Raw genomic sequence first — 25,873 nt, forward strand, 5'->3', positions numbered from 1 at the left:
CGGATGATAACTGTTATTACGCAGTGTAATGACCGGTATTCCCACGCAACAAAAAGGCGACCCGGTGGGTCGCCTTTTGATTTTTTCAGATCAAGACTTACTGCCCGCTATAAATCTGATCGAACACGCCACCATCATTGAAGTGGGTTTTCTGCACCGTGCGCCAGTCACCAAACGTTTTCTCCACCGAAAGGAAATCCACTCTCGGGAAGCGATCGGTGTACTTCGCCAGCACCGCCGGATCCCGTGGGCGCAGGTAGTTGGCCGCAGCAATTTCCTGGCCTTCAGGCGACCACAGGTACTTCAGATATTCGTCAGCCGCCGCACGCGAACCTTTCTTGTCGACGACTTTATCGACCACCGAAACCGGTGGCTCGGCTTCCGCGGAGACGGTCGGGTAGATGACTTCGAACTGATTGCGACCGAACTCGCGGGCGATCATTTCCGCTTCGTTTTCGAAGGTCACCAGTACGTCGCCGATCTGGTTGGTCATGAACGTGGTGGTGGCGGCGCGGCCACCGGTGTCCAGTACCGGCGCCTGCTTGAACAGCTTGCCGACGAAATCCTTGGCCTTGTTCTCGTCACCACCGTTTTTCAGTACATAGCCCCAGGCCGACAGGTAGGTGTAGCGGCCATTACCGGAAGTTTTCGGGTTCGGCACGATCACCTGTACGCCGTCCTTGAGCAGATCAGGCCAGTCTTTCAAGGCTTTCGGGTTGCCCTTGCGGACGATGAACACCGTAGCCGAGGTAAACGGCGCGCTGTTGTTCGGCAGGCGCGTGACCCAGTTGTTCGGGACCAGTTTGCCGTTGTCGGCGAGGGCATTGATGTCGGTGGCCATGTTCATGGTGATGACGTCAGCCGGCAGGCCGTCGATCACCGAACGCGCCTGCTTGCTCGAGCCGCCGAAGGACATCTGCACGGTGATGTTTTCGTTGTGCTCGGCTTGCCAGTGCTTCTGGAACGCAGTGTTGTAGTCCTTGTAGAAATCGCGCATCACGTCGTAGGAAACGTTGAGCAGCGTCGGTGCTGCCTGGGCGATGTTGGCCAAGGCCAGGCCGGCGGCGAGAAGTGAGGCGCCAAAGAGTTTTTTCACTGCGCATTCCTTGTTCTGTGGGGTGTCGTGTCAAAAATGAGGCGATTTGCCAGCGACTATAGCGGGCCTCGCATAGTCGCTTAAAGATTAAAAAGCTCTGTACTTATTCCACTTTCTTGAACAGCTGACTGCCGCAGCGCGAACAGAACGCTGCGCTCTGTTCATGGCTCTTTTTCTGGCAGCCCGGGCAGTCATGTTGCAGCTGTTCGCCGCGCATGGCGTTGGCCAGCTCAGCGGTGAAAATCCCCGTGGGCACGGCGATGATCGAATAACCGGTGATCATCACCAGCGAGGAAATCACCTGGCCCAGCGGCGTCTTCGGCACGATGTCGCCGAAACCTACAGTGGTCAAAGTCACGATCGCCCAATAGATGCCTTTGGGAATGCTGGTGAAGCCATGTTCCGGGCCTTCGATCACGTACATCAGCGTGCCAAACACCGTTACCAGCGTGCATACGCTGACCAGAAACACGACGATTTTCTGCTTGCTGCCACGCAGCGCCGACATCAGATAGTTGGCTTGCTTGAGATACGGGCTGAGCTTGAGCACGCGGAAAATCCGCAGCATCCGAATGATGCGGATGATCAGCAGATACTGCGCATCGCTGTAGTACAGCGCAAGGATGCCCGGCACGATCGCCAGCAGATCCACCAGGCCATAAAAGCTGAAGGCATAGCGCAGTGGCTTGGGCGAGCAGTACAGGCGCAGGATGTACTCGCCGAGGAAAATCGCCGTGAAGCCCCACTCGATATAGGCCAGAACGTCGGCGTAATTACGGTGAATGCTGTCGATACTGTCGAGCATCACGATCACCAGGCTGGCGAGGATGATCACCAGCAGGATGCCGTCGAAGCGACGCCCGGCCGGGGTGTCGCTCTGGAAAATCATGACGTAAAGCCGTTCGCGCCAATTGTTGCTGCTGTCCATGGATAACGCCTGAATCGAAGATCAGCGCAGCCTAGGGTGATTCTCCTCGTGAGCGCAAGACTCATGCGCAAGCGACGCTTTGCCAAGCATTTGAATACCGGCACGAATCAACCAGCAGGCGAGGATGAACGGCGCGGTCAGAGTCGCCAACCCAAGGGCGGCAAACAGCGGCGTCACCAGCAGTGCCAGAACAATTGCGAGCAGCGGCAGCCACGGATGTTGCCGTTGCGAGCTGAAGGCGAGGGCGGCGAGTACGGCGTTGTAGCCACCGAGCCCGAGCAGTGCGGCGGACGTTTCGTGGTGCAGAAGGCTGGAACCGAGGCCGATCGCCGATGCCAGCAGCGCCCAGCAGAACGCACGGCGATCGGCGAGCAGCAAACCGCTGGCGATTAACGCCCCGGCCAAAGGATGGTCGAGGAACATCACCTGGCCGAATCCGCGCAGTTCAGCGGCCAGCAGATTTGTCGTGTTCAGGTCGACCGATGCCGCCGGTGTGGACGGCTCGGCGAACATCAGCAGCACCCAGCTGAGCGCCACGAACGGCGAGGTATACGCCGGTATGGCGCGACTGCGGTACACGTGTTTGAGCCATTGCTGCGTGAGCATCGCGCTCAAGCCGCCCGCTGCAAGAATCAACGGCGGCAGCAGCGGTGACCAAGGGAAATACAGGCTCAGCAGCAGACCGAGCAGCACGCCGTTGTAGCTGAACAGACCAGCCTGGCGATCGGCCTTGGCGTAGTTGCGCCGCTGCGCGGTGAGCAGACCGGCAACGCCACCGAGCAGCGCCCCGGCGAACAGCACCGGCGCCGTCAGCAGAATCGCCAACAGACACAGCAGGCCGCACAGCGGATGGCGCTGGAAGAAAATCTGACTGAAACCGTTGAGCAAAGCCTCGGCCCAGTCGGGGCAGTGGGTGTTGAAGTGATTGGCAGGCATGGCAGTTCTGAAAGTCAGGGAAACCGGGTTACTGATCGTTCCCACGCTCCGCGTGGGAATGCAGCCCGGGACGCTCCGCGTCCCAAGAGCAGACGCAGAGCGTCCATTGAGGCGTTCCCACGCAGAGCGTGGGAACGATCATGGTGGGGCGTTAGATCAACGTCTCGATCCGCAGCGAATTGGTCGACCCCGGCTGCCCGAACGGTACGCCAGCGGTAATCAGCAGCGTGTCGCCACGCTCGGCCATGCCTTGCGCCTGGGCGATTTCCAACGCGGTCGAGCAGACTTCGTCGACCTGACGCAGGCGATCGTTGACCACCGAATGAATGCCCCACGCCACGCTCAAGCGCCGCGCGGTTTGCAGGTTCGGCGTCAGATTGAGGATCGGTGCTTTCGGCCGTTCCCGCGATGCGCGCAACGTCGAGGCGCCGGACTCGCTGTAATTGACCAGCACCGCCACCGGCAGCACGTTGCTGATCCGGCGGATCGCACAGCTGATCGCATCGGAAACCGTCGCCTCGGCTTTCGGTCGACTGACGTCGAGCTGGGTCTGATAATCCGGGCCGTTCTCAACCTGACGGATGATCTTGCTCATCATCTGCACGGCTTCCAGCGGGTATTCGCCGGATGCGGTTTCCGCCGAGAGCATCACGGCATCGGCGCCTTCGGCCACGGCGTTGGCGACGTCAGTCACCTCGGCACGGGTCGGGGCAGGGGAGAAACGCATCGACTCGAGCATCTGCGTCGCCACCACCACCGGTTTGCCCAGCGCACGGCAGGTGGTGATGATGTTTTTCTGAATCTGCGGCACGCTTTCCGCCGGCACTTCCACACCAAGATCACCGCGAGCGACCATGATGGCGTCGCTCAACTCAGCAATCTCACGCAATTGCTCGACCGCCGAAGGCTTTTCGATTTTCGCCATCAGAAAGGCTTTGTCGCCGATCAATGCGCGGGCTTCGACAATGTCCTGCGGGCGCTGCACGAACGACAGCGCGACCCAATCCACACCCAATTCCAGGCCGAAGCTCAGATCGCGGCGATCCTTGGCGGTCAGCGGGCTCAGGTCGAGCACCGCTTGCGGCACGTTCACACCTTTGCGATCAGACAGTTCGCCGCCGTTGAGCACGGTGGTGTCGATTGCATCGGCGTACTTGGTGACCACGCGCAGGCGCAGCTTGCCGTCGTCGAGCAGCAGATCCATGCCTGCGTCCAGCGCGGCAATGATCTCCGGATGCGGCAGGTTGACCCGGCGCTCATCGCCCGCTGTCGTATCGAGATCGAGGCGGAACGCCTGACCGCGATGCAACTGCACATTGCCGTCAGCGAACTTGCCGACGCGCAGTTTCGGGCCCTGCAAGTCCATCAGAATGCCCAGCGGGTAGTTGAGCTGACGCTCGACTTCGCGGATCCATTGATAGCGCTTGGCGTGGTCGGCGTGATCGCCGTGGCTGAAATTCAGGCGGAAGATGTTGACCCCGGCCTCGACCAGCTCGCGGATGTCATCGATACCGTCGACCGCAGGGCCGAGGGTGGCGAGGATTTTGACCTTTTTATCAGGCGTCATGATTTGCAGTTCTCAAGGATCAGAATGGCGCGGAAGTCGTTGACGTTGGTGCGGGTCGGCTCGGTAACGATCAGCGCATCAAGCGCCTGGAAGTAGCCGTAGCCATTGTTGTTATCCAGCTCGTCGCTGGCGCTCAGACCCAGTGCGGCGGCGCGGGCGTAGCTGTCCGGGGTCATGATTGCGCCGGCGTTGTCTTCCGAGCCGTCGATGCCATCGGTGTCGCCGGCCAGCGCATAGACGCCGGGCTGGCCCTTGAGGCTGTCGGTCAGGCTGAGGAGGAATTCGGCATTGCGTCCGCCACGGCCATTGCCGCGCACGGTTACCGTGGTTTCACCGCCGGAGAGAATCACGCAGGGCGCCGCCAGTGGCTGGCCGTGGTGGATGATCTGTCGGGCGATGCCGGCGTGGACTTTCGCCACTTCACGGGATTCGCCTTCGAGGTCGCCGAGAATCAAGGTGCTGAAACCGGCCTGACGGCATTTCACCGCCGCCGCGTCCAGCGACTGCTGCGGGCGGGCGATCAACTGGAAATGACTGCGCGCCAGACTCGGATCGCCGGGTTTGACGGTTTCCGATTCCGGACTTTGCAGCCAGGTGCGCACGGAGGCGGGAATGTCGATGCCGTAGCGCTTGATGATCGCCAGCGCTTCGGCGGAAGTGCTCGGGTCGGCCACGGTCGGGCCGGAGGCAATGACGGTGGCGAGGTCGCCGGGCACATCGGAAATCGCGTAGGTATAAACCGTCGCTGGCCAGCAGGCCTTGCCCAGACGCCCACCCTTGATCGCCGAGAGGTGCTTGCGCACGCAGTTCATCTCGCCGATGGTCGCGCCGGATTTGAGCAGGGCTTTGTTGATCGCCTGCTTATCGGCAAGGGTGATGCCTTCGGCTGGCAGGGCGAGCAGGGCAGAGCCGCCGCCGGAGAGCAGGAAGATCACGCGGTCGTCTTCAGTCAGGTTGCTGACCAGCTCCAGCACACGTTTGGCCACGGCCAGACCCGCCGCATCCGGCACCGGGTGTGCGGCTTCGACCACTTCGATTTTTTCGCACGGAGCGCCGTGGCCGTAGCGGGTCACCACCAGGCCGGTGACTTCACCCTCCCAGCAGCGCTCGACCACTTGCGCCATGGCAGCAGCGGCTTTGCCGGCGCCGATGACGATCACCCGCCCCGTGCGATCAGCAGGCAAATGGGCTTCGAGGACTTGGTTCGGATGGGCCGCGTCGATGGCTGTGGCAAACAGCTCGCGCAGCAGTTGTTGCGGATCGACCGACATGGCGGGCTCCCGGAATTCTTGTTATTCGAAAGGGCAACTCGGAACCCTTGTGGGAGCGAGCCTGCTCGCGAACGCGGTATGTCAGCCAACATGGATGTTGAATGTGAAGCCGCTTTCGCGAGCAGGCTCGCTCCCACAGGGTTTTGTGCAGGCTTTACTTATTGTCGCGAATCGAGAAATTGGCCATGTGTTCCAGGCCCTTGATCAGCGCCGAGTGGTCCCAGTTGCTGCCACCGATGGCCGCGCAGGTGCTGAACACTTGCTGGGCATTGGCGGTGTTCGGTAGGTTGATGTTCAGTTCCTTGGCGCCTTGCAGGGCCAGGTTCAGGTCCTTCTGGTGCAGGCTGATGCGGAAGCCCGGATCGAAGGTGCCCTTGATCATGCGCTCGCCGTGCACTTCGAGGATCTTCGAAGAAGCGAAACCGCCCATCAGCGCTTCACGCACCTTGGCTGGATCGGCACCGTTTTTCGAGGCGAACAGCAGGGCTTCGGCAACGGCCTGGATGTTCAGCGCGACGATGATCTGGTTCGCCACTTTGGCGGTCTGGCCGTCGCCATTGCCGCCGACCAGGGTGATGTTCTTGCCCATGGCCTGGAACAGCGGCAGGGCGCGTTCGAAGGCATCGGCGTCGCCACCGACCATGATGCTCAGGGTGGCGGCTTTGGCACCGACTTCACCGCCGGACACTGGCGCGTCGAGGTACTGCGCGCCTTTTTCGTTGATCTTGGCGGCGAAGGCTTTGGTCGCGGTCGGCGAAATCGAGCTCATGTCGATGACCACTTTGCCTTTACCGATACCGGCCGCAACACCGTCAGCGCGAAACAGCACGTCGTCGACTTGCGGGGTGTCCGGAACCATGACGATGATGAATTCGGCTTCCTGCGCTACTTCACGCGGGTTGGCCAGGGCGACGGCGCCAGCGGCGACCAGATCGGCCGGGGCCGCGTCGTGGTGTTGCGACAGGAACAGGCTGTGACCGGCTTTCTGCAGGTTCGCCGCCATTGGGTGGCCCATGATGCCGGTGCCGATGAATCCGATTTTAGCCATGAGAAAATCCTCTTGTTTTTGTCGTGCCCCCAACCCATGGCTGGTGAGCTTTTGTGGCGAGGGGATTTATCCCCGTTGGGCAGCGCAGCTGCCCCAGATTTTTTGCAATGCGTGGTCAATCAGATTGCGTTGTGTGATTTCAACCAGTCCAAGCCCGCTTCGGTGGTGGTCAGCGGTTTGTACTCGCAACCGACCCAACCCTGATAGCCGATGCGATCAAGATGTTCGAACAGGAAGCGGTAGTTGATCTCGCCAGTGCCCGGCTCATTGCGCCCCGGGTTGTCCGCGAGCTGAACGTGGTTGATCTCGCCCAGGTGCGATTGCAGGGTGCGGGCCAGATCGCCTTCCATGATTTGCATGTGATAGATGTCGTATTGCAGGAACAGATTGGCGCTGCCGACCTGTTCGCGAATCGACAGGGCTTGCGCCGTGTTGTTCAGGTAGAAACCGGGAATGTCGCGGGTGTTGATCGCTTCCATCACCAGTTTGATGCCCACCGCTTGCAGCTTGTCGGCGGCATATTTGAGGTTGGCAACGAAGGTCTTCTCCACGGTGGCATCGTCAACGCCTTGCGGGCGGATACCGGCCAGGCAGTTGACCTGGGTGTTGCCCAGCACTTGTGCGTAAGCGATCGCCAGATCGACCCCGGCGCGGAACTCTTCGACCCGATCCGGCAGGCAGGCAATACCGCGTTCGCCCTTGGCCCAGTCACCGGCCGGCAGGTTGAACAGCACTTGGGTCAGCCCGTTGGCCTCGAGTTTTGCCTTGATTTCAGCCGAGCTGAAGTCGTACGGGAACAGGTATTCCACGCCACTGAAACCGGCCTTGGCGGCGGCGTCGAAACGGGCAAGGAAATCCTGTTCGGTGAACAGCATGGACAGGTTGGCTGCGAAACGCGGCATGGTGGTCTCCCGTTCTAGATTCTCGTTCCCACGCTCTGCGTGGGAATGCCTCAATGGACGCTCTGCGTCCGCTTTGGGACGCAGAGCGTCCCGGGCTGCATTCCCACGCAGAGCGTGGGAACGATCAGCAGTCAGCAGTTAGTCAAGCAACGAAATCGCCGTCGGCGCATCGTTGCCGACCAGTGCCAGGTCTTCGAACTCGTTGACCGCGTTGATCTCGGTACCCATGGAGATGTTGGTCACACGCTCCAGAATGATCTCGACGATCACCGGCACTTTGAATTCTTCGATCATCTGTTCGGCCTTGCGCAGGGCAGGGGCGATTTCTGACGGTTCGAACACGCGCAGCGCCTTGCAGCCTAGGCCTTCGGCGACTGCGATGTGGTCAACCCCGTAACCGTTGAGTTCCGGCGCGTTGAGGTTATCGAAGGACAGCTGTACGCAGTAGTCCATTTCGAACCCGCGCTGGGCCTGACGGATCAGGCCCAGGTACGAGTTGTTCACCACGACGTGGATGTACGGCAGTTTGAACTGAGCGCCGACCGCCAGTTCTTCGATCATGAACTGAAAATCATAGTCCCCCGACAGGGCCACGACTTTGCGGTTCGGATCGGCCTTCACCACGCCCAGCGCCGCCGGAATGGTCCAGCCCAACGGGCCTGCCTGGCCGCAGTTGATCCAGTGACGCGGCTTGTAGACGTGCAGGAACTGCGCGCCGGCAATCTGCGACAGACCAATGGTGCTGACGTAGCAGGTGTCCTTGCCGAACACCTGGTTCATTTCTTCGTAAACGCGCTGCGGCTTGACCGGCACGTTGTCGAAGTGAGTCTTGCGATGCAGGCTGGCCTTGCGCTGCTGGCAATCCTGCAGCCAGGCGCTGCGGTTCTTCAGCTTGCCGGCGGCTTGCCATTCACGGGCGACTTCGATGAACACGGTCAGCGCTGCCGCGGCGTCGGAAACGATGCCCAGATCCGGCGTGAACACACGACCGATCTGCGTGCCTTCGATGTCGACGTGAATGAACTTGCGACCTTCGGTGTAGACGTCAACCGAACCGGTGTGACGGTTGGCCCAACGGTTACCAATGCCCAGCACCACGTCGGATTTGAGCATCGTCGCGTTGCCGTAACGGTGCGAAGTCTGCAGACCGACCATGCCGACCATCAGCGGGTGATCGTCAGGGATGGTGCCCCAGCCCATCAGGGTCGGGATGACCGGAATACCTGTCAGCTCGGCGAACTCGACCAGCAGGTCGCTGGCGTCGGCGTTGATGATGCCGCCGCCGGCCACCAGCAGTGGGCGCTCAGCCTGATCCAGCAAAGCCAAAGCTTTTTCAACCTGAACGCGGGTCGCAGTCGGCTTGGCCAATGGCAGCGGTTGGTAAGCGTCGATGTCGAATTCGATTTCGGCCATCTGCACGTCGAACGGCAGGTCGATCAGTACAGGGCCTGGACGGCCGGAGCGCATTTCATAAAAGGCTTTCTGGAACGCGTAAGGCACTTGGCCCGGCTCCAGAACGGTGGTTGCCCACTTCGTCACTGGCTTGACGATGCTGGTGATGTCGACAGCCTGGAAATCTTCCTTGTGCATCCGGGCGCGGGGTGCTTGCCCGGTGATGCAGAGGATTGGAATCGAGTCGGCCGAGGCGCTGTAGAGCCCGGTGACCATGTCGGTGCCGGCCGGGCCGGACGTGCCGATGCACACGCCGATATTGCCGGCCTTGGTGCGGGTGTAGCCCTCGGCCATGTGCGAGGCGCCTTCAACGTGGCGAGCAAGGACGTGATCGATGCCACCGACCTTCTGCAAGGCGGAGTACAGCGGGTTGATCGCGGCGCCCGGGATGCCAAAAGCGGTATCAACCCCTTCGCGGCGCATCACCAGAACGGCGGCTTCGATTGCTCTCATTTTGCTCATGGTTTGTGCCTCTTTACGTTTTGTAATTGTATACAAGTGGCTTTGCGCAGAGTGTATTCACGGCGGACGGCGCAGGTCAATCCATTTTCTCAAGCGCCTGCTTCATTCGTCGAAAGCCCGATGTGCTGTGGCTTTTCGTCGCATGTGGCGCTTTTCGAGAATTATTGTATACAAAAAGATAACTCATTGTGTTCTATTTGTGTCACCGGACTGCGGCACAAACGCGCAGTCCCACGACTTTCCCTATAACAAAATGAGGACGGCACCATGAGCGCTTTAACCTTGAAAGTCGCAGTCAACCTGGTCAGCGAAGCCATCAACGCAGGACGCGGCATCAACGCCGCACCGCTGACCATCGCGGTACTCGATACCGGCGGCCACCTGATCGCCCTGCAACGCGAAGACGGCGCCAGCCTGCTGCGCCCCGACATCGCCATCGGCAAAGCCTGGGGCGCCATTGCCCTGGGTAAAGGCTCACGCCTGCTCGCCCAGGACGCCCAACAACGCCCGGCGTTTTTTTCTTCGCTGAACAGCATGGGGCAGGGCAGCGTAGTGCCGGCACCTGGGGGCGTGTTGATTCGCAACCAGGCCGGTGAAGTGCTCGGCGCGATCGGGATCAGTGGGGATTTGTCGGATGTCGATGAGCAGGTGGCAATTAAAGCGGTGGAGGCGCTGGATTTGCGGGCGGATGGCGGGGTGGCTGTTTGAATGTCAGTGTCTGAATAACCGCTTTCGCGAGCAGGCTCACTCCCGCATTGAGTTTGGGTTGGACACAAAATGTTCGAGTGTTCGAAAGCCCCTGTGGGAGCGAGCCTGCTCGCGAATAGGATCTGCGCTACACATCTTGCTAAAAGTCTGACGCTCCCTTTGCCATCTCCACGGCTAGCCTTCTCATGATCAACCTATGAGAAGGCAACGGAATGCCGGGTTTATCTGCTTCACATCGCTTGCGCATCGGACGCTATTCAGAACACAACCGCATTTACCTTCTGACCGCCAATACCGCCGGGAGAGAACCCGTATTCAGCGATTTCTTCCTTGGCAGAATGCTTGTAAGCCAATTCCGAGCAGCTGAGGAAACGGGATTGGCCAATTCTCTGGCTTGGGTCGTAATGCCAGATCATTTTCACTGGCTGATTGAATTGAAGAGTGGCTCGCTCGGCGAATTGATGCAGCGAACCAAATCCCTCAGCACCAAAGCGGTAAAGCTTTCGACCGGCCGAAAGACCAGCCTTTGGCAACCTGGCTTCCATGACCGCGCACTGCGTAAAGAGGAGAATCTGGTGAAGATGGCGCGGTATGTCATTGCCAACCCATTGCGGGCAGGACTGGTCAAAAGCCTTGGCGACTATCCGTTGTGGGATTCGATCTGGTTATGAGTTGAGGTCTGCGGTGCGGCTATTCGCGAGCAGGCTCGCTCCCACAGGAGAATGCATTCCAAATGTGGGAGCGAGCCTGCTCGCGAAGCGGTTCCCCCGATCTCACCGATCCGGCTCACACCCCTTCAACACCAACCGGATAATCGTCTGCGCCGCCGCTTCATAATCGGCTTCATCAAGCTTGTCCTTCCCGGTCACCGCGGAAATCTGCCAGTCGAAGTCGGCGTAGGTCTGGGTCGCGGCCCAGATGCTGAACATCAGGTGGTTGGGGTCGATCGGGGCGATCTGGCCGCGGTCGATCCAGCTCTGGATGCAGGCGATGTTGTGTTTGGCCTGGGCGTTGAGCTGCTCTACCAGGTCAGCGCTCAGGTGCGGGGCGCCGTGCATGATTTCGCTGGCGAACACCTTGGAGGCGTAGGGCAGGTCGCGGGAGATGCGGATCTTCGAGCGGATGTAGCCGCTCAGCACCTCGCTCGGCACGCCGTCCGGGTTGAACGGGGTCGAGGCCTGCAGAATTGGCTCGATGATGCTTTCCAGCACCTCGCGGTAGAGGTTTTCCTTGGATTTGAAGTAGTAGTAGACGTTGGGCTTGGGCAATCCCGCCTTGGCGGCGATGTCGCTGGTTTTGGTCGCCGCGAAGCCCTTGTCGGCAAACTCTTCGCTGGCGGCGCGCAGGATCAGTTCTTTGTTACGCTCGCGGATTGTGCTCATAAACCCGGTGGTTCCTTGCCTGTTCTGGCGGTGGCGCATGGTAGCACCGGCCTTGAGCGGCGCTCAACAATGCAGCCTGTGGCCGGCGGTCGCGTTATGCTTGGCAACATTCATACACAGAAGGAAACAGGATTCATGGCAGGAAGCAGTTTGCTGGTGCTGATCGATGACATCGCCACCGTTCTGGATGACGTTGCATTGATGACCAAGATGGCCGCGAAGAAGACCGCCGGTGTACTCGGTGATGATCTGGCGCTCAATGCCCAGCAGGTTTCGGGCGTGCGCGCCGAGCGGGAAATTCCCGTGGTCTGGGCGGTGGCCAAGGGCTCGTTCGTCAACAAGCTGATCCTCGTGCCGTCGGCATTGGCGATCAGCGCTTTCGTACCGTGGCTGGTGACACCACTGTTGATGGTCGGCGGCGCGTACCTGTGCTTCGAGGGTTTCGAGAAGCTCGCGCACAAATTTCTGCACAGCAAAGAGGAAGACGAGGCAGAGCACACGCAGTTGACCGAAGCAGTGGCCGATCCGGCCACCGATCTGGTGGCGTTTGAGAAGGACAAGATCAAAGGCGCAATCCGCACTGACTTCATTCTTTCGGCAGAAATCATTGCCATCACTCTCGGCACCGTGGCAGATGCCTCGCTGACGCAGCAAGTGGTGGTCATGTCCGGCATCGCCATTGTCATGACTGTGGGCGTTTACGGTTTGGTGGCGGGCATCGTCAAGCTCGACGATCTGGGGCTGTGGCTGACACAGAAGCCCGGGCAGATAGCGAAAAAGATCGGCGGCGGCATTCTCAGCGCCGCGCCGTACATGATGAAAACCCTGTCGGTGGTTGGCACGGCAGCGATGTTCCTGGTCGGCGGTGGCATCCTGACCCATGGCGTGCCGGTGCTGCATCACTGGATCGAAGGTGTTGGCGCAGCGGCAGGGAGCGCCGGGTTCGCCGTGCCGATGCTGCTCAATGGTGTTGCGGGGATTATTGCTGGCGCAGCGGTGTTGGCGGTTGTTTCGGTCGTAGGCAAGCTCTGGAAAGCGCTGAAGGGTTAATCAGCAACACATAACAAATGTGGGAGCGAGCCTGCTCGCGAATGCGGTAGTTCAGTCAATATCGATGTTGACTGAAACTCCGCGTTCGCGAGCAGGCTCGCTCCCACAGTGTTTTGCGGCAGCCGATTTACTCGGCGATCTGCAACTTGCGCGCTTCGGTATACACGTACCGCACTTTCTCGTACTCGAACGGCGAGTTCATCTGACCGTAGCGGAAGCTGGTCTGGTAGCGCTTGTCGATCGCACGCAAAGCCCAGACTTCCGGGTGGTTGGAGCTGACTTCGGCGACGTTGAGGAAGTTGATCGCAGTGTCGGCGGTGTAATCCACGGCCAGACCTGCGGTGTCGCGGATGTTCGACGGACCGAAGATCGGCAGTACGAAGTAGGCGCCGCCCGGTACGCCGTAGAAGCCCAGAGTCTGACCGAAGTCTTCGTTCTGGCGTGGCAGGCCCATGGCGGTGGCCGGGTCCCACAGGCCGGCGATGCCGATGGTGGTGTTGAGCAGCAGGCGCGCGGTGGTTTCCATCGAGCGCTGGCCCTTGAACTGCAACAGGCTGTTGACCAGGTTCGGCACGTCACCAATGTTGTTGAAGAAGTTGCTCACCCCGGTACGCACGAAGCTTGGGGTGATGTAGCGATAGCCATCGACTACCGGCAGGAACACCCACTGGTCAAAGCGATAGTTGAAGTGATAGACCCGGCGGTTCCACGATTCCAGCGGGTCATAGACGTTCAGCGCGTTGAGCGTCGAACGTTCGAACTCGCGCTGGTCCAGGCCCGGGTTGAACTTGAGTTTGGTCAGCGGTTCCTTGAAGCCGTCGCTGTCGACCACCACCGGTGCGTCGGCTTTACTGTTGTCGGCCTGGGCCACGCCTGCACAGAGGAACGCTGCAATCAGCAGGAGATATTTAGCCACGGAAGAACTCCAGCATGGCGTCGCTGTTGACGCGATAGTTAAGGTTGCCGCAGTGGCCGCCCAGTGGATAAACGGTCAGGCGATCACCGAAGGTTTTACGCAGGAAGCCCAGGTCGCCAGGGCCGAGGATGACGTCGTCGGCGTTGTGCATGACGGCGATTTTCGGGCTGTCGTGCAGGTAATCCTTGAGCGCATACAGGCTGACCTGATCGATCAGTTGCAGCAGGCTGCCGCCGTCAGTGCGCGCGCGCCACATCGGAATGACCTGCTCGGTGATGTAGCAGTCGAAGTCGCATTGCAGCGCACGCTTGAGGAACGGCGTGAGGCTGGTGCCTTCGGTGATCGGGAATTTCGGCGGGGTAATCAGACCGCGACGGTTGACCAGGTCCGAGGTGTAGGCAATGTCGGCTGCCGAGAAGCGGAACGACGTGCCAATCAGCATGGCCATCTGTTCGTTGGTCAGGTGCTGCTTGGACTGCTGGAAGTCATACAGCAGCGCATCGTTGAGGTCGATGTAGCCTTTCTGCTGGAAGTAGCGGGTCAGCTTGGTCAGTACCAGCTCATAGAAGGTGGTGCTGTTGTTGATGCCTTTCACCTCGGTCTGTACCAGCTTGTCGAGGTTGGTCACCGAGGTATAGAGGTTCACCGGCGGGTTCAGCAACAGGACTTTCTTGAAATTGAAACTGCGGCGGGTCTCGTCCAGATGCGCGACGAACGCGGCATCAAGGGCGCCGAGGCTGTAACCGGTCAGGTAATACTCGGTGACCGGCAGTTTCGGGTTCTGCGCCCGCACGGCCTGCATCACCCGATACATGTCTTCGGCATCTTCCTTGGTCACGCCCGGGGTGGCGAAACGCGAGGCGGCGCTGATGAAGTCGAAGCTGGTCGGCGACGACAACTGCACGACATGGTAGCCGGCCTTGTAATACAGCTTTTTCAGGTATTCGTTGAGCGTGCTGTCAAAGCGCGCGCCGGTGCCGGCGATCAGGAAGATCAGCGGCGCCGGCTTGTCCTGCGTGGCGATGCGGTAAGTGAGCTTCTTCACTGCCCAGAAATTGTCCGGCAGCTGGAATTCACGCTCCGGGCGCAGGGTGAGGCTGCGGTCCGTTTGATTGATGTCGTCGTCCAGCGGCAACTCCGGACGCAGATCCGGCGGTGTCGTGGCGATCGTCGCCTCGAACGGGTTGGTCAGCGGGTAGCCATAGCTGGCGGCGTCGATATCCACCGCCAGCGCGGACGCACTCAAGATAAGGCCGCTGAACAGCGCGGCGAAGCGCAAGGAACGGAGCATGACTAGATCCCTTAGAGGAAGGTGCCGATTGAAGTTCGCAGGCTATGACCACCGGCCGTGCGCCAAAGTGCCATGCTGCGGCACCAAACAGGCGGAATTCGGGGTAATAGTAGCTGGACGATACACGTTGCGAGGGCTTGCTGAACAGTTAACAGTTGTTAGTGCTTGCGAATGCCGGTCGGCAGATTAAGCTGGCCGCCGATTTCCGCAGATTGGAGTGCCCCATGTCCCGCCGCTTGCCCGTGATTGTGCTGCTTGTTTTGTTGCCGCTGTGGCTGGCCGCCAGTTATGCCGCGCGCTATGGCTTCATGGAAGACGGGCAGTGGGTAGGCATCTGCGTTGACGAGGCCAGTCGTTGGGAATGCGTGGTGCGTGCGAATCTGGGGCTGATGATTCATTTCAAGGTGTTGGGCTGGGCGGCGGTGGGCGCAGCGGTATTGGCGTTTGTCGTGCCGGGACGGGCAGGGTGGTGGCTGGCGGTGCTGGCGCTGGTGTTCGGCCTGCCGGCGCTGGCGTTGTACAACACGACGTTGGCGGTGTTTGCGGTGGTGATAGCCGGGTTGCGCCTGGTCCGCGAGTCCCGCAGCGCCTGACAGTCAGTCATCGCGGGCAAGCCCGCTCCCACAGGGAATTTGTGAACGCTACAGATCCAATGTGGGAGCGAGCCTGCTCGCGAAGAGGCCTGAACCGCTCTGAAGATCAGAGGCTGCGAACCCGCAGGCATCGCCACAACGCCACCACCATCAAGCCACTCACCAGCGCCCAACCCCACGCCTGCTGATTCAGCATCCCTTCCTGATACAACTGCGGTGCAATCCCGGCGCCGATGATAAAGGTCAGCAGAGCAATCTCCCGACGCGGCACGCTCACCGGGCGGCACAGGTAGACCAGCGCCGGCAGCACGAACGCCATGCTGGCGAAACTGCGATAGCGCGGATCGAAGACCATCTCCAGCATCATCACCGCCGCGGCAAAACCGGCCGCCACGACCAGCCAGCCGGCGCGCCGCTCGAGGAAGTCGAATGCGCGCGCGCGCCAACCGCTGCGTGCGCTCAATGTCAACGCGGCATGCGCGAGCACCAACAGATTCAACCCGGTCAGCAAGCCAACCCACAGCCATTCCCCGGCAAACCGTGTGGTCAATTGAGCCAGATCGCCCCAGGCGCCAATCGAGCAAGCAGCGACGGCGCCCAGCAGTGGCAGCAAAAGCGCCGAACGTGTGCTGCGCACGCGTCCACCAAGCATCAGCGTGCCAAGGAAAATCAATCCGCCTACCGCCAGCCATTCTTTCCAGTACGGCACGTTGCTCACCGGCCCGGCGAGTACGCCCTTGTCCTGCCGATCGGCATCGAACAGGCCCCAGTAGCCGCCGACTGCGCCTTCACTGCCGCGCTTCCACGGTTGATCGAAGGCTTCGATCAGGTTGTAACGCCAGCCTTCCTGCTCGGCCATCGCCACAAAGCCACGAATGAATTTTGCCTCGTTGACCCGGCTCGGTACGGCTGTTTCACGCTGACGGCCTTCGCTCGGCCAGCCGGTCTCGCCAACCATCACGTCTTTGGGCGCGAACTTGTTGCCGAACACCTGACGCACATCCGCCACATGCCGCAGCGCCACGTCGATGTTCGATGGATCGTCTTCCCAGTACGGCAGCAAGTGAATGGTCAGAAAGTCCACGGCCGGGGCGATTTCCGGATGCTTGAGCCAGAATTCCCAGACGTCGGCGTAGGTCACCGGTTGCTTGACCTGGCTTTTGACCTTGTTGATCAGCCGGGCCAGTTGCGCGCCGGTGACCTCTTTGCGCAGCAGCGCTTCGTTGCCGACGATTACGGCTGTGACCACGTCGGGGTTGGCATTGGCCGATTTGATCAGCAGCTCGACTTCCTGCTCGGTGTCGACCGGGTTGCTGTTGACCCAGGCGCCGATCATCAACTTCAGACCGTGTTTGCGCGCCAGATCGGGCAGGGCTTCGAGCCCGGTCATCGAGTAGGTGCGGATGCATTCGAAGCGCGTCGCCAGCAGCGCGAGGTCGGCGTCCATGCGCTCGGGGCGCAATTTGAACGGCACGTCGAACGGCGATTGGTCCTTGTCGAACGGAGTGTAGGAGGCGCATTGCAACTTGTGCGTCGGCGTCGCGGCGTCCGGCAGGATCACCGGTTGGCCGAGGCCATACCAGAAACCGCCAAGGGCCAGGAGCCCGAGCAGGCAGGCGAACAGATAAGGCAGAAAAGGAAATCGGGACGTTGCGGACATGGTCAGGCCGAGTGGCTGCAAAGCGACGCATGTTACCTGCATTTATAGAAGGGCAGGTGGCTCGCAGGCGTTGTACATGCAAAGTTCGGGCGGATTGTCTGGCGTCAATTAATCGCGCTTGATTAATGGCTTTCTGATGTCGTTTCTCGCTGCCTTGAGGTCGCTGACAGAGCAGGTCGCCGGTCGCTTGAGGTTGATGATCAAACCATCAGTACCCTTTTTGAAAAATCGGCTGATGTTCGGTGTGTGAGGTCCGGCGTGATGGGGGCGCTGTGCACCATAACAATACGTTGACGATGCCCGGCATCCGTCGGGCGCAGCATTTCGGGGAAGTAAACGATGAAGATGCGACGACTTTTAGGCGCAGGTGCCGTTCTGGCGCTTGCGATGAGTTCCACTTTCGCCAACGCTGAAAAACAGACCCTGAACATCGGTTACGTTGACGGCTGGTCCGACAGCGTCGCGACCACCCACGTGGCGGCCGAAGTGATCAAACAGAAACTCGGTTATGACGTGAAGCTGCAAGCCGTCGCCACCGGGATCATGTGGCAGGGCGTGGCCACCGGCAAACTCGACGCGATGCTCTCGGCCTGGCTGCCCGTGACCCACGGTGACTACTGGACGAAAAACAAGGATCAGGTCGTCGATTACGGCCCGAACTTCAAGGACGCGAAGATCGGCCTGATCGTGCCGGAGTACGTCAAAGCCAAATCGATCGAAGACCTGAAAACCGACGATACCTTCAAAAACCGTATCGTCGGCATCGACGCCGGTTCAGGCGTAATGCTCAAGACCGATCAGGCGATCAAGGATTACGGTCTGGACAAGTACAGCCTCAAGGCCAGTTCCGGCGCCGGAATGATTGCCGAACTGACCCGCGCCGAGAAGAAGAATGAATCCATCGCTGTCACCGGTTGGGTGCCGCACTGGATGTTCGCCAAGTGGAAACTGCGCTTCCTCGACGACCCGAAAGGCGTGTATGGCCAGGCTGAAACCGTGAACAGCATCGGCAGCAAAGGCCTGGACGCCAAGGCGCCGGAAGTGGCCAAGTTCCTGAAAAACTTCCAGTGGGCGTCGAAAGACGAAATCGGCGAGGTCATGCTGGCAATTCAGGACGGCGCCAAGCCTGATGCTGCGGCCAAGGACTGGGTGGCCAAACACCCGGATCGTGTGGCTGACTGGACCAAATAATTTAAACACCGCCACACCCCTGTGGGAGCGAGCCTGCTCGCGAATGCAATCTGTCAGTTGATGCGATATCGACTGATACGGCGCCTTCGCGAGCAAGCTCGCTCCCACAGTTGTTTTTGTGTGTGCTTGAAAATGGCCAGAACATCATGGCCATCTACTACTAAGGTCGTCTGGAACCTCTCTCGCAGCCGCATACATTAGCTACGTTCCAACAATAATTTGTGCTGCGAGGATAAAAACAATGAACGACAGCATTTACCTCTCGATTCAAAACAGTCCCCGATTCAAGGAGCTGGTTCAGAAAAGGGAACGATTCGCCTGGATTCTCTCGGCAATCATGCTTGGGCTGTACTCCGCATTCATCCTGCTGATCGCATACGGGCCGCACGTGCTCGGGGCGAAACTCAGTCCTGAATCCTCGATCACTTGGGGCATCCCGATCGGTGTCGGCCTGATCATTTCAGCCTTCGTCCTGACCGGCATCTACGTGCGCCGCGCCAATGGCGAGTTCGACGACCTGAACAATGCGATTCTCAAGGAGGCTCAGCAATGATCCGGCGTCTACTGGCTCTATTGAGTGTTGCGGCTTTCGCGCCGAGTGTCTGGGCGGCTGACGCGTTGACGGGGGAGGTGGCCAAACAGCCGCTGAACATCCCGGCGATCCTGATGTTCGTGGCCTTCGTCGGCGCGACGTTGTACATCACCTACTGGGCTTCGAAGAAAAATAATTCGGCCGCCGATTATTATGCGGCGGGCGGCAAGATCACCGGTTTCCAGAACGGCCTGGCGATCGCTGGCGACTACATGTCGGCGGCGTCCTTCCTGGGGATTTCCGCACTGGTGTTCACCTCCGGCTACGACGGCCTGATCTACTCGATCGGCTTCCTCGTGGGCTGGCCGATCATTCTGTTTCTGATCGCCGAGCGCCTGCGTAACCTGGGTAAATACACCTTTGCCGACGTGGCGTCCTACCGCCTCGGGCAAACCCAGATTCGCACCCTGTCCGCCTGCGGTTCGCTGGTGGTGGTGGCGTTCTACCTGATCGCGCAGATGGTCGGTGCCGGCAAGCTGATCCAGCTGCTGTTCGGCCTCGATTACCACGTTGCGGTGATTCTGGTCGGCGTGCTGATGTGCATGTACGTGCTGTTCGGCGGCATGCTCGCGACCACTTGGGTGCAGATCATCAAGGCAGTGTTGCTGCTGTCCGGTGCCTCGTTCATGGCGCTGATGGTGATGAAGCACGTGGGCTTCGACTTCAACACGCTGTTCTCCGAAGCGATCAAGGTTCACGCCAAGGGCGAAGCGATCATGAGCCCTGGCGGTCTGGTCAAGGATCCGATTTCGGCGTTCTCGCTGGGTCTGGCATTGATGTTCGGTACCGCTGGCCTGCCGCACATTCTGATGCGCTTCTTCACCGTGAGTGACGCAAAAGAAGCGCGCAAGAGCGTGCTGTACGCTACCGGCTTCATTGGCTACTTCTACATCCTGACCTTCATCATCGGCTTCGGCGCGATCCTGCTGGTCAGCACCAACCCGGCCTTCAAAGATGCAGCGGGCGCCTTGCTCGGCGGCAACAACATGGCGGCGGTGCACCTGGCCAACGCGGTGGGCGGCAGCATCTTCCTTGGCTTCATCTCGGCAGTGGCGTTCGCAACCATTCTGGCGGTGGTAGCCGGTCTGACGCTGGCGGGTGCTTCGGCGGTTTCTCACGACCTGTACGCCAGTGTGATCAAGAAGGGCAAAGCCAACGAGAAGGATGAGATTCGCGTGTCGAAGATCACCACCATCGCCCTGGCGGTGCTGGCGATTGGTCTGGGCATTCTGTTCGAAAGCCAGAACATTGCGTTCATGGTCGGCCTGGCGTTCTCCATCGCGGCGAGCTGCAACTTCCCGGTGCTGCTGCTTTCGATGTACTGGAAGAAGCTGACTACTCGCGGCGCGATGATCGGCGGCTGGCTGGGTCTGGTGAGTGCTGTTGGTCTGATGATCCTTGGCCCGACCATCTGGGTGCAGATTCTGCATCACGAGAAGGCGATCTTCCCTTACGAATATCCGGCGCTGTTCTCGATGATGATTGCGTTCATCGGGATCTGGTTCTTCTCGATTACCGACAAGTCGGCGGCTGCGGATAACGAGCGGGCGCTGTTCTTCCCGCAGTTTGTGCGTTCGCAGACCGGGTTGGGGGCGAGTGGGGCGGTTTCGCACTAAGAGATCAGCTGCAAGCTGCAAGCTGCAAGCTTCAAGAAAACGCCCTGATTGAGAGATTCGGGCGTTTTTTTGTGGGCGGTTATCGGTTGGTTTTGGGTGTATATCCGTTTTTTGAGGTGATGCGGCTGGCGGTTTCGCCTGACGGCGACTCAATTTTTTTACAAACGCCCGGAGTGCCGGCCCAGTAAAAAAGTAAGCAAAAAAACGCTTGCTCCTACGTTCGGCCCTCGCAGGCTCGGGTTCCTTCGCTGCGGAATCGATCCGGGCGCAGCGGCACCGGTTTGCTTCGCTGCACCTCGTTCCGCTGTGTCTGGCTGCGCCAGACGGTCGCTACGCTCCCACCCCCGGATCAATCCCTCCACTCAGCCTTCCGACGTCGCCCGTGGATCAAGATCAAAAGCACTCGAGCTAACGCTCATTGTTGAGCGGTTAGAAGCGTCGCACGGCTTGAGATTTTCGGTGGATTCGCCCCTCACCCCAGCCCTCTCCCGAGGGAGAGGGAGCCGATTTGTGTGGTGTTCAAAACCTGCATTCGACTCGGTATCGCAAGTCGGCGTGTTTCGCCCAAACACCTCGGTCAGTTCCCTCTCCCTCTGGGAGAGGGCTAGGGTGAGGGGCTCTTGATCTGGCTTTGGCTTTTGCTTTTGATCTTTTGCCCTTTCGGCAGGCTTCGTTACGGGATCGATCCGGGTGTGGGAGCGCAGCGACCGTACGACGCAGTCGTACACAGCGGAAGGAGGTGCAGCGAAGCAAACCGTAGCCGCTGCGCCCGGATCGGTCCCGTAACGAAGGAACCCCGAGCCCCAGCGAGCGGGCCGTACGCCGGGGCAAAGCATTTTGGGTTACCTTTTTGGCGTTTGGAAAAGGTGACTCGCTGTAAGAGCGAAACCGCCAGCGGCAGCACCCGCAGCAACGGATATGCCCCCAGAATCCAAGAACCAGTCGGCCCGAAGGCCGCTGAGACCACAAACAAAAACGGCCTCTATATAAGAGGCCGTTCCTGACACACCACTAAACCATCACAAAAAAAGAAAAACCCTTATTTGCGATCTTCCAGCTTGGTGATGTCACGCGACTCGTAACCGGTGTACAGCTGGCGCGGACGGCCAATCTTGTACGGGCTCGAGAGCATTTCCTTCCAGTGCGAAATCCAGCCGACAGTACGTGCCAGGGCGAAAATCACCGTGAACATGCTGGTTGGAATGCCGATCGCCTTGAGGATGATCCCCGAGTAGAAGTCGACGTTCGGGTACAGCGAGCGCTCGATGAAGTACGGGTCGGTCAACGCGATCTCTTCCAGGCGCATGGCCAGTTCAAGTTGCGGATCGTTGTTGATGCCCAGTTCCTTCAGCACTTCGTCGCAGGTCTGCTTCATGACAGTCGCGCGAGGGTCGCGGTTCTTGTAGACGCGGTGACCGAAGCCCATCAACTTGAACGGATCGTTCTTGTCCTTGGCCTTGGCGATGAACTTGTCGATGTTCGATACATCGCCAATCTCGTCGAGCATGGTCAGCACGGCTTCGTTCGCACCGCCGTGGGCAGGGCCCCACAGTGCGGCGATACCGGCGGCGATACAGGCGAACGGGTTGGCACCCGAAGAGCCGGCCAGACGCACGGTGGAGGTCGAAGCGTTCTGCTCGTGGTCGGCATGGAGGATGAAGATCCGGTCCATGGCCTTGGCGAGTACCGGGCTGATCGGTTTGATCTCGCACGGGGTGTTGAACATCATGTGCAGGAAGTTTTCCGCGTACGTCAGGTCGTTGCGCGGGTACATCATGGGTTGGCCCATGGAGTACTTGTAAACCATCGCTGCCAGGGTCGGCATCTTCGCAACCAGACGGATCGCGGAGATTTCGCGATGCTGCGGGTTATTGATGTCCAGGGAGTCGTGGTAGAAGGCCGAGAGGGCGCCGACTACACCGCACATGACGGCCATCGGGTGGGCGTCGCGACGGAAACCGTTGAAGAAGGTTTTCAGCTGCTCGTGAACCATGGTGTGGTTTTTCACGGTGCTGACGAACTGGGCCTTCTGTTCTGCGGTCGGCAATTCGCCGTTGAGCAGCAGGTAGCAGGTTTCCAGGTAGTCCGACTTTTCAGCCAGCTGTTCGATCGGGTAGCCGCGGTGCAACAAAATGCCGTTGTCGCCGTCGATATAGGTGATTTTCGATTCGCACGAAGCGGTCGACATGAAACCCGGGTCGAAAGTGAAGCGGCCCGTGGCCGTCAGGCCCCGAACATCGATTACATCGGGACCAACGGTGCCGGTTAAAATGGGCAGCTCGACGGGGGCTGCGCCCTCGATGATCAACTGCGCTTTTTTGTCAGCCATGTGGCCTCCTATTTATGCTTGAACCATCAGACAGACCCCCCACGCAGGGCCCGCACCACTATAGTGAGATAAATTCGAATGTCAATTTGCCTAAAGTCTTGCTCCAGAAGGCTTTAAGCCGACTTTTTCCTCGAAATTGCCTGCCATTTACGCCTTTTATGCAACTTGTGCAATCCGCTATTGGGGGTAGGTGAACGCGTTGTCATTAGTAGCCTAACTGTCTATACTCGGCCACCGACCGCCAAGGGCTTTTGGGCTTGCTTTCATTGGGGGTCGCATCCCTGGGTGGTGGTTACCTGACCAGTGCACTCCCCAACAACTTTGCCCTGATTGTTAGGGGCTCTTCAGTGTGAAAAAAAAGCCGTGAAAAGCCAACGACCTGTAAACCTAGACCTAAGGACCATCAAACTCCCAGTCACTGCTTACACGTCCATTCTTCACCGTATCTCCGGTGTCATCCTCTTCGTGTGCCTTGCCATCATGCTTTACGCATTGGACAAGTCGCTGAGCTCCGAGGAAGGCTTCGGTCAGGTGAAAGCGTGTCTGACCAGTCCGCTAGCCAAGCTAGTGATTTGGGGCATCCTGTCCGCTCTGCTGTATCACCTGGTAGCCGGTGTGCGCCACTTGATCATGGACATGGGCATCGGTGAGACGCTGGAAGGCGGCAAACTGGGCTCGAAAATCGTTATCGCCGTTTCCGTGGTGGTAATCGTTCTGGCAGGAGTCTGGATATGGTAACTAACGTCACTAACCTGTCGCGTTCGGGCCTCTATGACTGGATGGCACAGCGTGTGTCTGCGGTCGTTCTCGCGGCTTACTTCATCTTTCTGATCGGATACATCGTCGCCAACCCTGGCCTCGAGTATGCCCAGTGGCATGAACTGTTCGCTCACAACGGAATGCGTATTTTCAGCCTGCTGGCCCTTGTTGCTCTGGGCGCTCACGCCTGGGTCGGCATGTGGACCATCGCGACCGACTACCTGACGCCAATGGCGTTCGGCAAGTCCGCAACGGCGATACGTTTCCTTTTCCAGGCAGTATGCGGCGTTGCGATGTTCGCTTACTTCGTCTGGGGTGTGCAGATTCTCTGGGGTATCTGATTCATGGCTAACATTCCAACGATTTCTTTCGACGCCATCATTATTGGTGGTGGCGGTGCCGGCATGCGCGCTGCGCTGCAGCTGGCACAGGGCGGCCACAAGACTGCGGTGATCACCAAGGTTTTCCCGACCCGTTCGCACACTGTATCTGCGCAGGGCGGCATCACGTGCGCCATCGCTTCGGCCGACCCGAACGATGACTGGCGCTGGCACATGTACGATACCGTCAAGGGTTCCGACTACATCGGTGACCAGGACGCTATCGAATACATGTGTCAGGAAGGCCCGGCCGCTGTGTTCGAGCTGGACCACATGGGTCTGCCGTTCTCGCGTACCGAGCAAGGCCGCATCTATCAGCGTCCGTTCGGTGGCCAGTCCAAGGACTACGGCAAGGGCGGTCAGGCTGCACGTACTTGCGCTGCGTCCGACCGTACCGGTCACGCGCTGCTGCACACGCTTTATCAGGGCAACCTGAAAGCCGGCACCACGTTCCTCAACGAGTACTACGCTGTTGATCTGGTGAAAAACCAGGAAGGCGAATTCGTTGGTGTGATCGCGATCTGCATCGAAACCGGCGAAACCTCCTACATCCGTGCCAAGGCCACCGTTCTGGCGACTGGCGGTGCAGGCCGTATCTACGCGTCCACCACCAACGCCCTGATCAACACCGGTGACGGCGTCGGCATGGCTCTGCGTGCTGGCGTGCCCGTACAAGACATCGAAATGTGGCAGTTCCACCCGACCGGCATCGCCGGCGCCGGTGTACTGGTTACCGAAGGTTGCCGTGGTGAAGGTGGTTACCTGATCAACAAGCACGGCGAGCGTTTCATGGAGCGTTATGCTCCGAACGCGAAAGACCTTGCAGGTCGTGATGTGGTTGCCCGTTCGATGGTCAAGGAAATCATCGCCGGCAACGGTTGCGGTCCGAATGGCGACCACGTAATGCTCAAACTCGACCACCTGGGCGAGGAAGTACTGCACAGCCGTCTGCCAGGCATCTGCGAACTGTCGAAGACTTTCGCCCACGTTGACCCGGTCGTTGCTCCGGTTCCGGTTGTGCCGACCTGCCACTACATGATGGGCGGCGTTGCCACCAACATTCATGGCCAGGCGATCACCCAGAACGCCGAAGGTCAGGACCAGATCATTCCTGGCCTGTTCGCGGTAGGCGAAGTGGCTTGCGTATCGGTTCACGGTGCGAACCGTCTGGGCGGCAACTCGCTGCTCGACCTGGTGGTCTTCGGTCGCGCTGCCGGCCTGCACCTGGAAAAGGCGTTGACCGATGGCATCGAATACGACGACGCTACCGAGTCCGACATCGAAGCTGCACTGTCGCGTCTGAACGCGCTGAACAACCGTACCGACGGTGAAGACGTTGCCACCCTGCGTCGCGAGCTGCAAAGCTGCATGCAGAACTACTTCGGTGTATTCCGTACCGGCGAATACATGCAGAAGGGCATCGCTCAGCTGGCCGATCTGCGCAAGCGTATCGCCAACGTGAAGATCAACGACAAGTCGCAAGCGTTCAACACTGCACGTATCGAAGCGCTGGAACTGCAGAACCTGCTGGAAGTGGCTGAAGCTACCGCCATCGCGGCCGAAGTACGTAAAGAGTCCCGCGGCGCTCACGCCCGTGAAGACTTCGAAGACCGTGATGACGAAAACTGGCTGTGCCACACCCTGTACTTCCCGGGTGACAAGCGCGTCACCAAGCGTGCCGTGAACTTCTCGCCGAAGACTGTTCCGACTTTCGAACCTAAAGTCCGGACTTATTAAGGGTGAC

General features: G+C 59.5%; 23 protein-coding genes. 10 read left to right on the forward strand and 13 right to left on the reverse strand.

Annotated elements, in window-relative coordinates:
* Nucleotides 1–97 precede the first annotated feature (97 nt).
* The 8 genes from OK411_RS09120 to gcl all read right to left on the reverse strand — a co-directional run bounded on the left by OK411_RS09120 (nucleotide 98) and on the right by gcl (nucleotide 9,662).
* Nucleotides 98–1,096 (reverse strand): sulfate ABC transporter substrate-binding protein, encoded by a 999-nt coding sequence (locus OK411_RS09120; RefSeq protein ID WP_264364762.1) that lies wholly within the window; start codon nucleotides 1,094–1,096, stop codon nucleotides 98–100.
* Between the two features lie 103 nt (nucleotides 1,097–1,199).
* Nucleotides 1,200–2,024 carry an ion transporter gene (locus OK411_RS09125; protein ID WP_024012136.1) on the reverse strand — a complete coding sequence of 275 codons (825 nt, stop codon included), beginning with the start codon at nucleotides 2,022–2,024 and terminating at the stop codon, nucleotides 1,200–1,202.
* A 21-nt stretch (nucleotides 2,025–2,045) separates the two neighbouring features.
* The gene (locus OK411_RS09130; RefSeq protein ID WP_123442829.1) at nucleotides 2,046–2,960 is read right to left on the reverse strand and encodes an urea transporter; all 915 of its coding nucleotides are present in this window, start codon (nucleotides 2,958–2,960) and stop codon (nucleotides 2,046–2,048) included.
* Between the two features lie 151 nt (nucleotides 2,961–3,111).
* Nucleotides 3,112–4,527, reverse strand: a complete 1,416-nt coding sequence (pyk, locus tag OK411_RS09135) for a pyruvate kinase (protein WP_016771030.1) — start codon at nucleotides 4,525–4,527, stop codon at nucleotides 3,112–3,114.
* A complete protein-coding gene (locus OK411_RS09140; protein WP_122505948.1) occupies nucleotides 4,524–5,798 on the reverse strand; it encodes a glycerate kinase in 1,275 nt (424 codons plus the stop codon). The genes pyk and OK411_RS09140 overlap by 4 nt, the downstream gene beginning before the upstream one ends.
* A gap of 154 nt (nucleotides 5,799–5,952) precedes the next feature.
* Entirely contained in the window at nucleotides 5,953–6,846 is an 894-nt protein-coding gene (locus OK411_RS09145) for a 2-hydroxy-3-oxopropionate reductase (RefSeq protein ID WP_016771028.1), read from the reverse strand.
* 119 nt (nucleotides 6,847–6,965) lie between these two features.
* A complete protein-coding gene (gene hyi, locus OK411_RS09150) occupies nucleotides 6,966–7,748 on the reverse strand; it encodes a hydroxypyruvate isomerase (RefSeq protein ID WP_110601128.1) in 783 nt (260 codons plus the stop codon).
* A 138-nt stretch (nucleotides 7,749–7,886) separates the two neighbouring features.
* Nucleotides 7,887–9,662, reverse strand: a complete 1,776-nt coding sequence (gcl, locus tag OK411_RS09155; RefSeq protein WP_042607573.1) for a glyoxylate carboligase — start codon at nucleotides 9,660–9,662, stop codon at nucleotides 7,887–7,889.
* 267 nt (nucleotides 9,663–9,929) lie between these two features.
* Between gcl and OK411_RS09160 the strand changes: the two genes are divergently transcribed.
* Both OK411_RS09160 and OK411_RS09165 read left to right on the forward strand, forming a co-directional pair.
* A complete protein-coding gene (locus OK411_RS09160; RefSeq protein ID WP_217863984.1) occupies nucleotides 9,930–10,370 on the forward strand; it encodes a GlcG/HbpS family heme-binding protein in 441 nt (146 codons plus the stop codon).
* Nucleotides 10,371–10,582: 212 nt separating this feature from the next.
* Complete coding sequence (locus OK411_RS09165; RefSeq protein ID WP_073472715.1) at nucleotides 10,583–11,041, forward strand: REP-associated tyrosine transposase; 459 nt, start codon at nucleotides 10,583–10,585, stop codon at nucleotides 11,039–11,041.
* Nucleotides 11,042–11,143: 102 nt separating this feature from the next.
* On the opposite strand, the gene OK411_RS09170 is transcribed toward OK411_RS09165, so the two are convergent.
* On the reverse strand, nucleotides 11,144–11,752 hold the full coding sequence (locus OK411_RS09170; protein WP_041479604.1) for a TetR/AcrR family transcriptional regulator: 609 nt from the start codon (nucleotides 11,750–11,752) through the stop codon (nucleotides 11,144–11,146).
* A gap of 135 nt (nucleotides 11,753–11,887) precedes the next feature.
* Between OK411_RS09170 and OK411_RS09175 the strand changes: the two genes are divergently transcribed.
* On the forward strand, nucleotides 11,888–12,802 hold the full coding sequence (locus OK411_RS09175) for a DUF808 domain-containing protein (RefSeq protein ID WP_136492217.1): 915 nt from the start codon (nucleotides 11,888–11,890) through the stop codon (nucleotides 12,800–12,802).
* A gap of 127 nt (nucleotides 12,803–12,929) precedes the next feature.
* Here OK411_RS09175 and OK411_RS09180 read toward each other — a convergent pair whose 3' ends face one another.
* Nucleotides 12,930–13,718: a VacJ family lipoprotein gene (locus tag OK411_RS09180; protein ID WP_024012144.1), complete on the reverse strand. Its 789-nt coding sequence runs from the start codon at nucleotides 13,716–13,718 to the stop codon at nucleotides 12,930–12,932.
* Nucleotides 13,711–15,009: a serine protein kinase PrkA gene (locus OK411_RS09185; protein ID WP_024012145.1), complete on the reverse strand. Its 1,299-nt coding sequence runs from the start codon at nucleotides 15,007–15,009 to the stop codon at nucleotides 13,711–13,713. Before OK411_RS09185 ends, OK411_RS09180 begins: the two co-directional genes overlap by 8 nt.
* A gap of 224 nt (nucleotides 15,010–15,233) precedes the next feature.
* Here OK411_RS09185 and OK411_RS09190 point away from each other — a divergent pair, with 224 nt between their 5' ends.
* Nucleotides 15,234–15,602, forward strand: coding sequence for a hypothetical protein (locus OK411_RS09190; protein ID WP_264364763.1), 369 nt, complete (start codon nucleotides 15,234–15,236; stop codon nucleotides 15,600–15,602).
* Between the two features lie 106 nt (nucleotides 15,603–15,708).
* Here OK411_RS09190 and OK411_RS09195 read toward each other — a convergent pair whose 3' ends face one another.
* The gene (locus tag OK411_RS09195) at nucleotides 15,709–17,304 is read right to left on the reverse strand and encodes a beta (1-6) glucans synthase (RefSeq protein ID WP_264364764.1); all 1,596 of its coding nucleotides are present in this window, start codon (nucleotides 17,302–17,304) and stop codon (nucleotides 15,709–15,711) included.
* 297 nt (nucleotides 17,305–17,601) lie between these two features.
* Here OK411_RS09195 and OK411_RS09200 point away from each other — a divergent pair, with 297 nt between their 5' ends.
* The 3 genes from OK411_RS09200 (at nucleotide 17,602) to OK411_RS09210 (ending at nucleotide 20,661) form a co-directional block, all read left to right on the forward strand.
* Nucleotides 17,602–18,453, forward strand: coding sequence for a glycine betaine ABC transporter substrate-binding protein (locus tag OK411_RS09200; RefSeq protein ID WP_016771017.1), 852 nt, complete (start codon nucleotides 17,602–17,604; stop codon nucleotides 18,451–18,453).
* A gap of 241 nt (nucleotides 18,454–18,694) precedes the next feature.
* Nucleotides 18,695–19,006: a DUF485 domain-containing protein gene (locus OK411_RS09205; protein WP_016771016.1), complete on the forward strand. Its 312-nt coding sequence runs from the start codon at nucleotides 18,695–18,697 to the stop codon at nucleotides 19,004–19,006.
* On the forward strand, nucleotides 19,003–20,661 hold the full coding sequence (locus OK411_RS09210; RefSeq protein WP_016771015.1) for a cation acetate symporter: 1,659 nt from the start codon (nucleotides 19,003–19,005) through the stop codon (nucleotides 20,659–20,661). The genes OK411_RS09205 and OK411_RS09210 overlap by 4 nt, the downstream gene beginning before the upstream one ends.
* Nucleotides 20,662–21,700: 1,039 nt before the next feature.
* On the opposite strand, the gene gltA is transcribed toward OK411_RS09210, so the two are convergent.
* The gene (gene gltA / locus OK411_RS09215) at nucleotides 21,701–22,990 is read right to left on the reverse strand and encodes a citrate synthase (protein ID WP_003222994.1); all 1,290 of its coding nucleotides are present in this window, start codon (nucleotides 22,988–22,990) and stop codon (nucleotides 21,701–21,703) included.
* A 363-nt stretch (nucleotides 22,991–23,353) separates the two neighbouring features.
* Here gltA and sdhC point away from each other — a divergent pair, with 363 nt between their 5' ends.
* The 3 genes from sdhC to sdhA are packed head-to-tail and all read left to right on the forward strand — an operon-like array spanning nucleotide 23,354 to nucleotide 25,866.
* Nucleotides 23,354–23,728 (forward strand): succinate dehydrogenase, cytochrome b556 subunit, encoded by a 375-nt coding sequence (sdhC, locus tag OK411_RS09220; protein WP_016773673.1) that lies wholly within the window; start codon nucleotides 23,354–23,356, stop codon nucleotides 23,726–23,728.
* Nucleotides 23,722–24,090, forward strand: a complete 369-nt coding sequence (gene sdhD / locus OK411_RS09225; protein WP_008049683.1) for a succinate dehydrogenase, hydrophobic membrane anchor protein — start codon at nucleotides 23,722–23,724, stop codon at nucleotides 24,088–24,090. Before sdhC ends, sdhD begins: the two co-directional genes overlap by 7 nt.
* Nucleotides 24,091–24,093: 3 nt before the next feature.
* The gene (gene sdhA, locus OK411_RS09230; RefSeq protein ID WP_024012149.1) at nucleotides 24,094–25,866 is read left to right on the forward strand and encodes a succinate dehydrogenase flavoprotein subunit; all 1,773 of its coding nucleotides are present in this window, start codon (nucleotides 24,094–24,096) and stop codon (nucleotides 25,864–25,866) included.
* Nucleotides 25,867–25,873: the final 7 nt, after the last annotated feature.

Origin of the sequence: Pseudomonas sp. RG1 (genome assembly GCF_025910115.1) — a bacterium.
Lineage (GTDB): Bacteria > Pseudomonadota > Gammaproteobacteria > Pseudomonadales > Pseudomonadaceae > Aquipseudomonas > Aquipseudomonas atacamensis.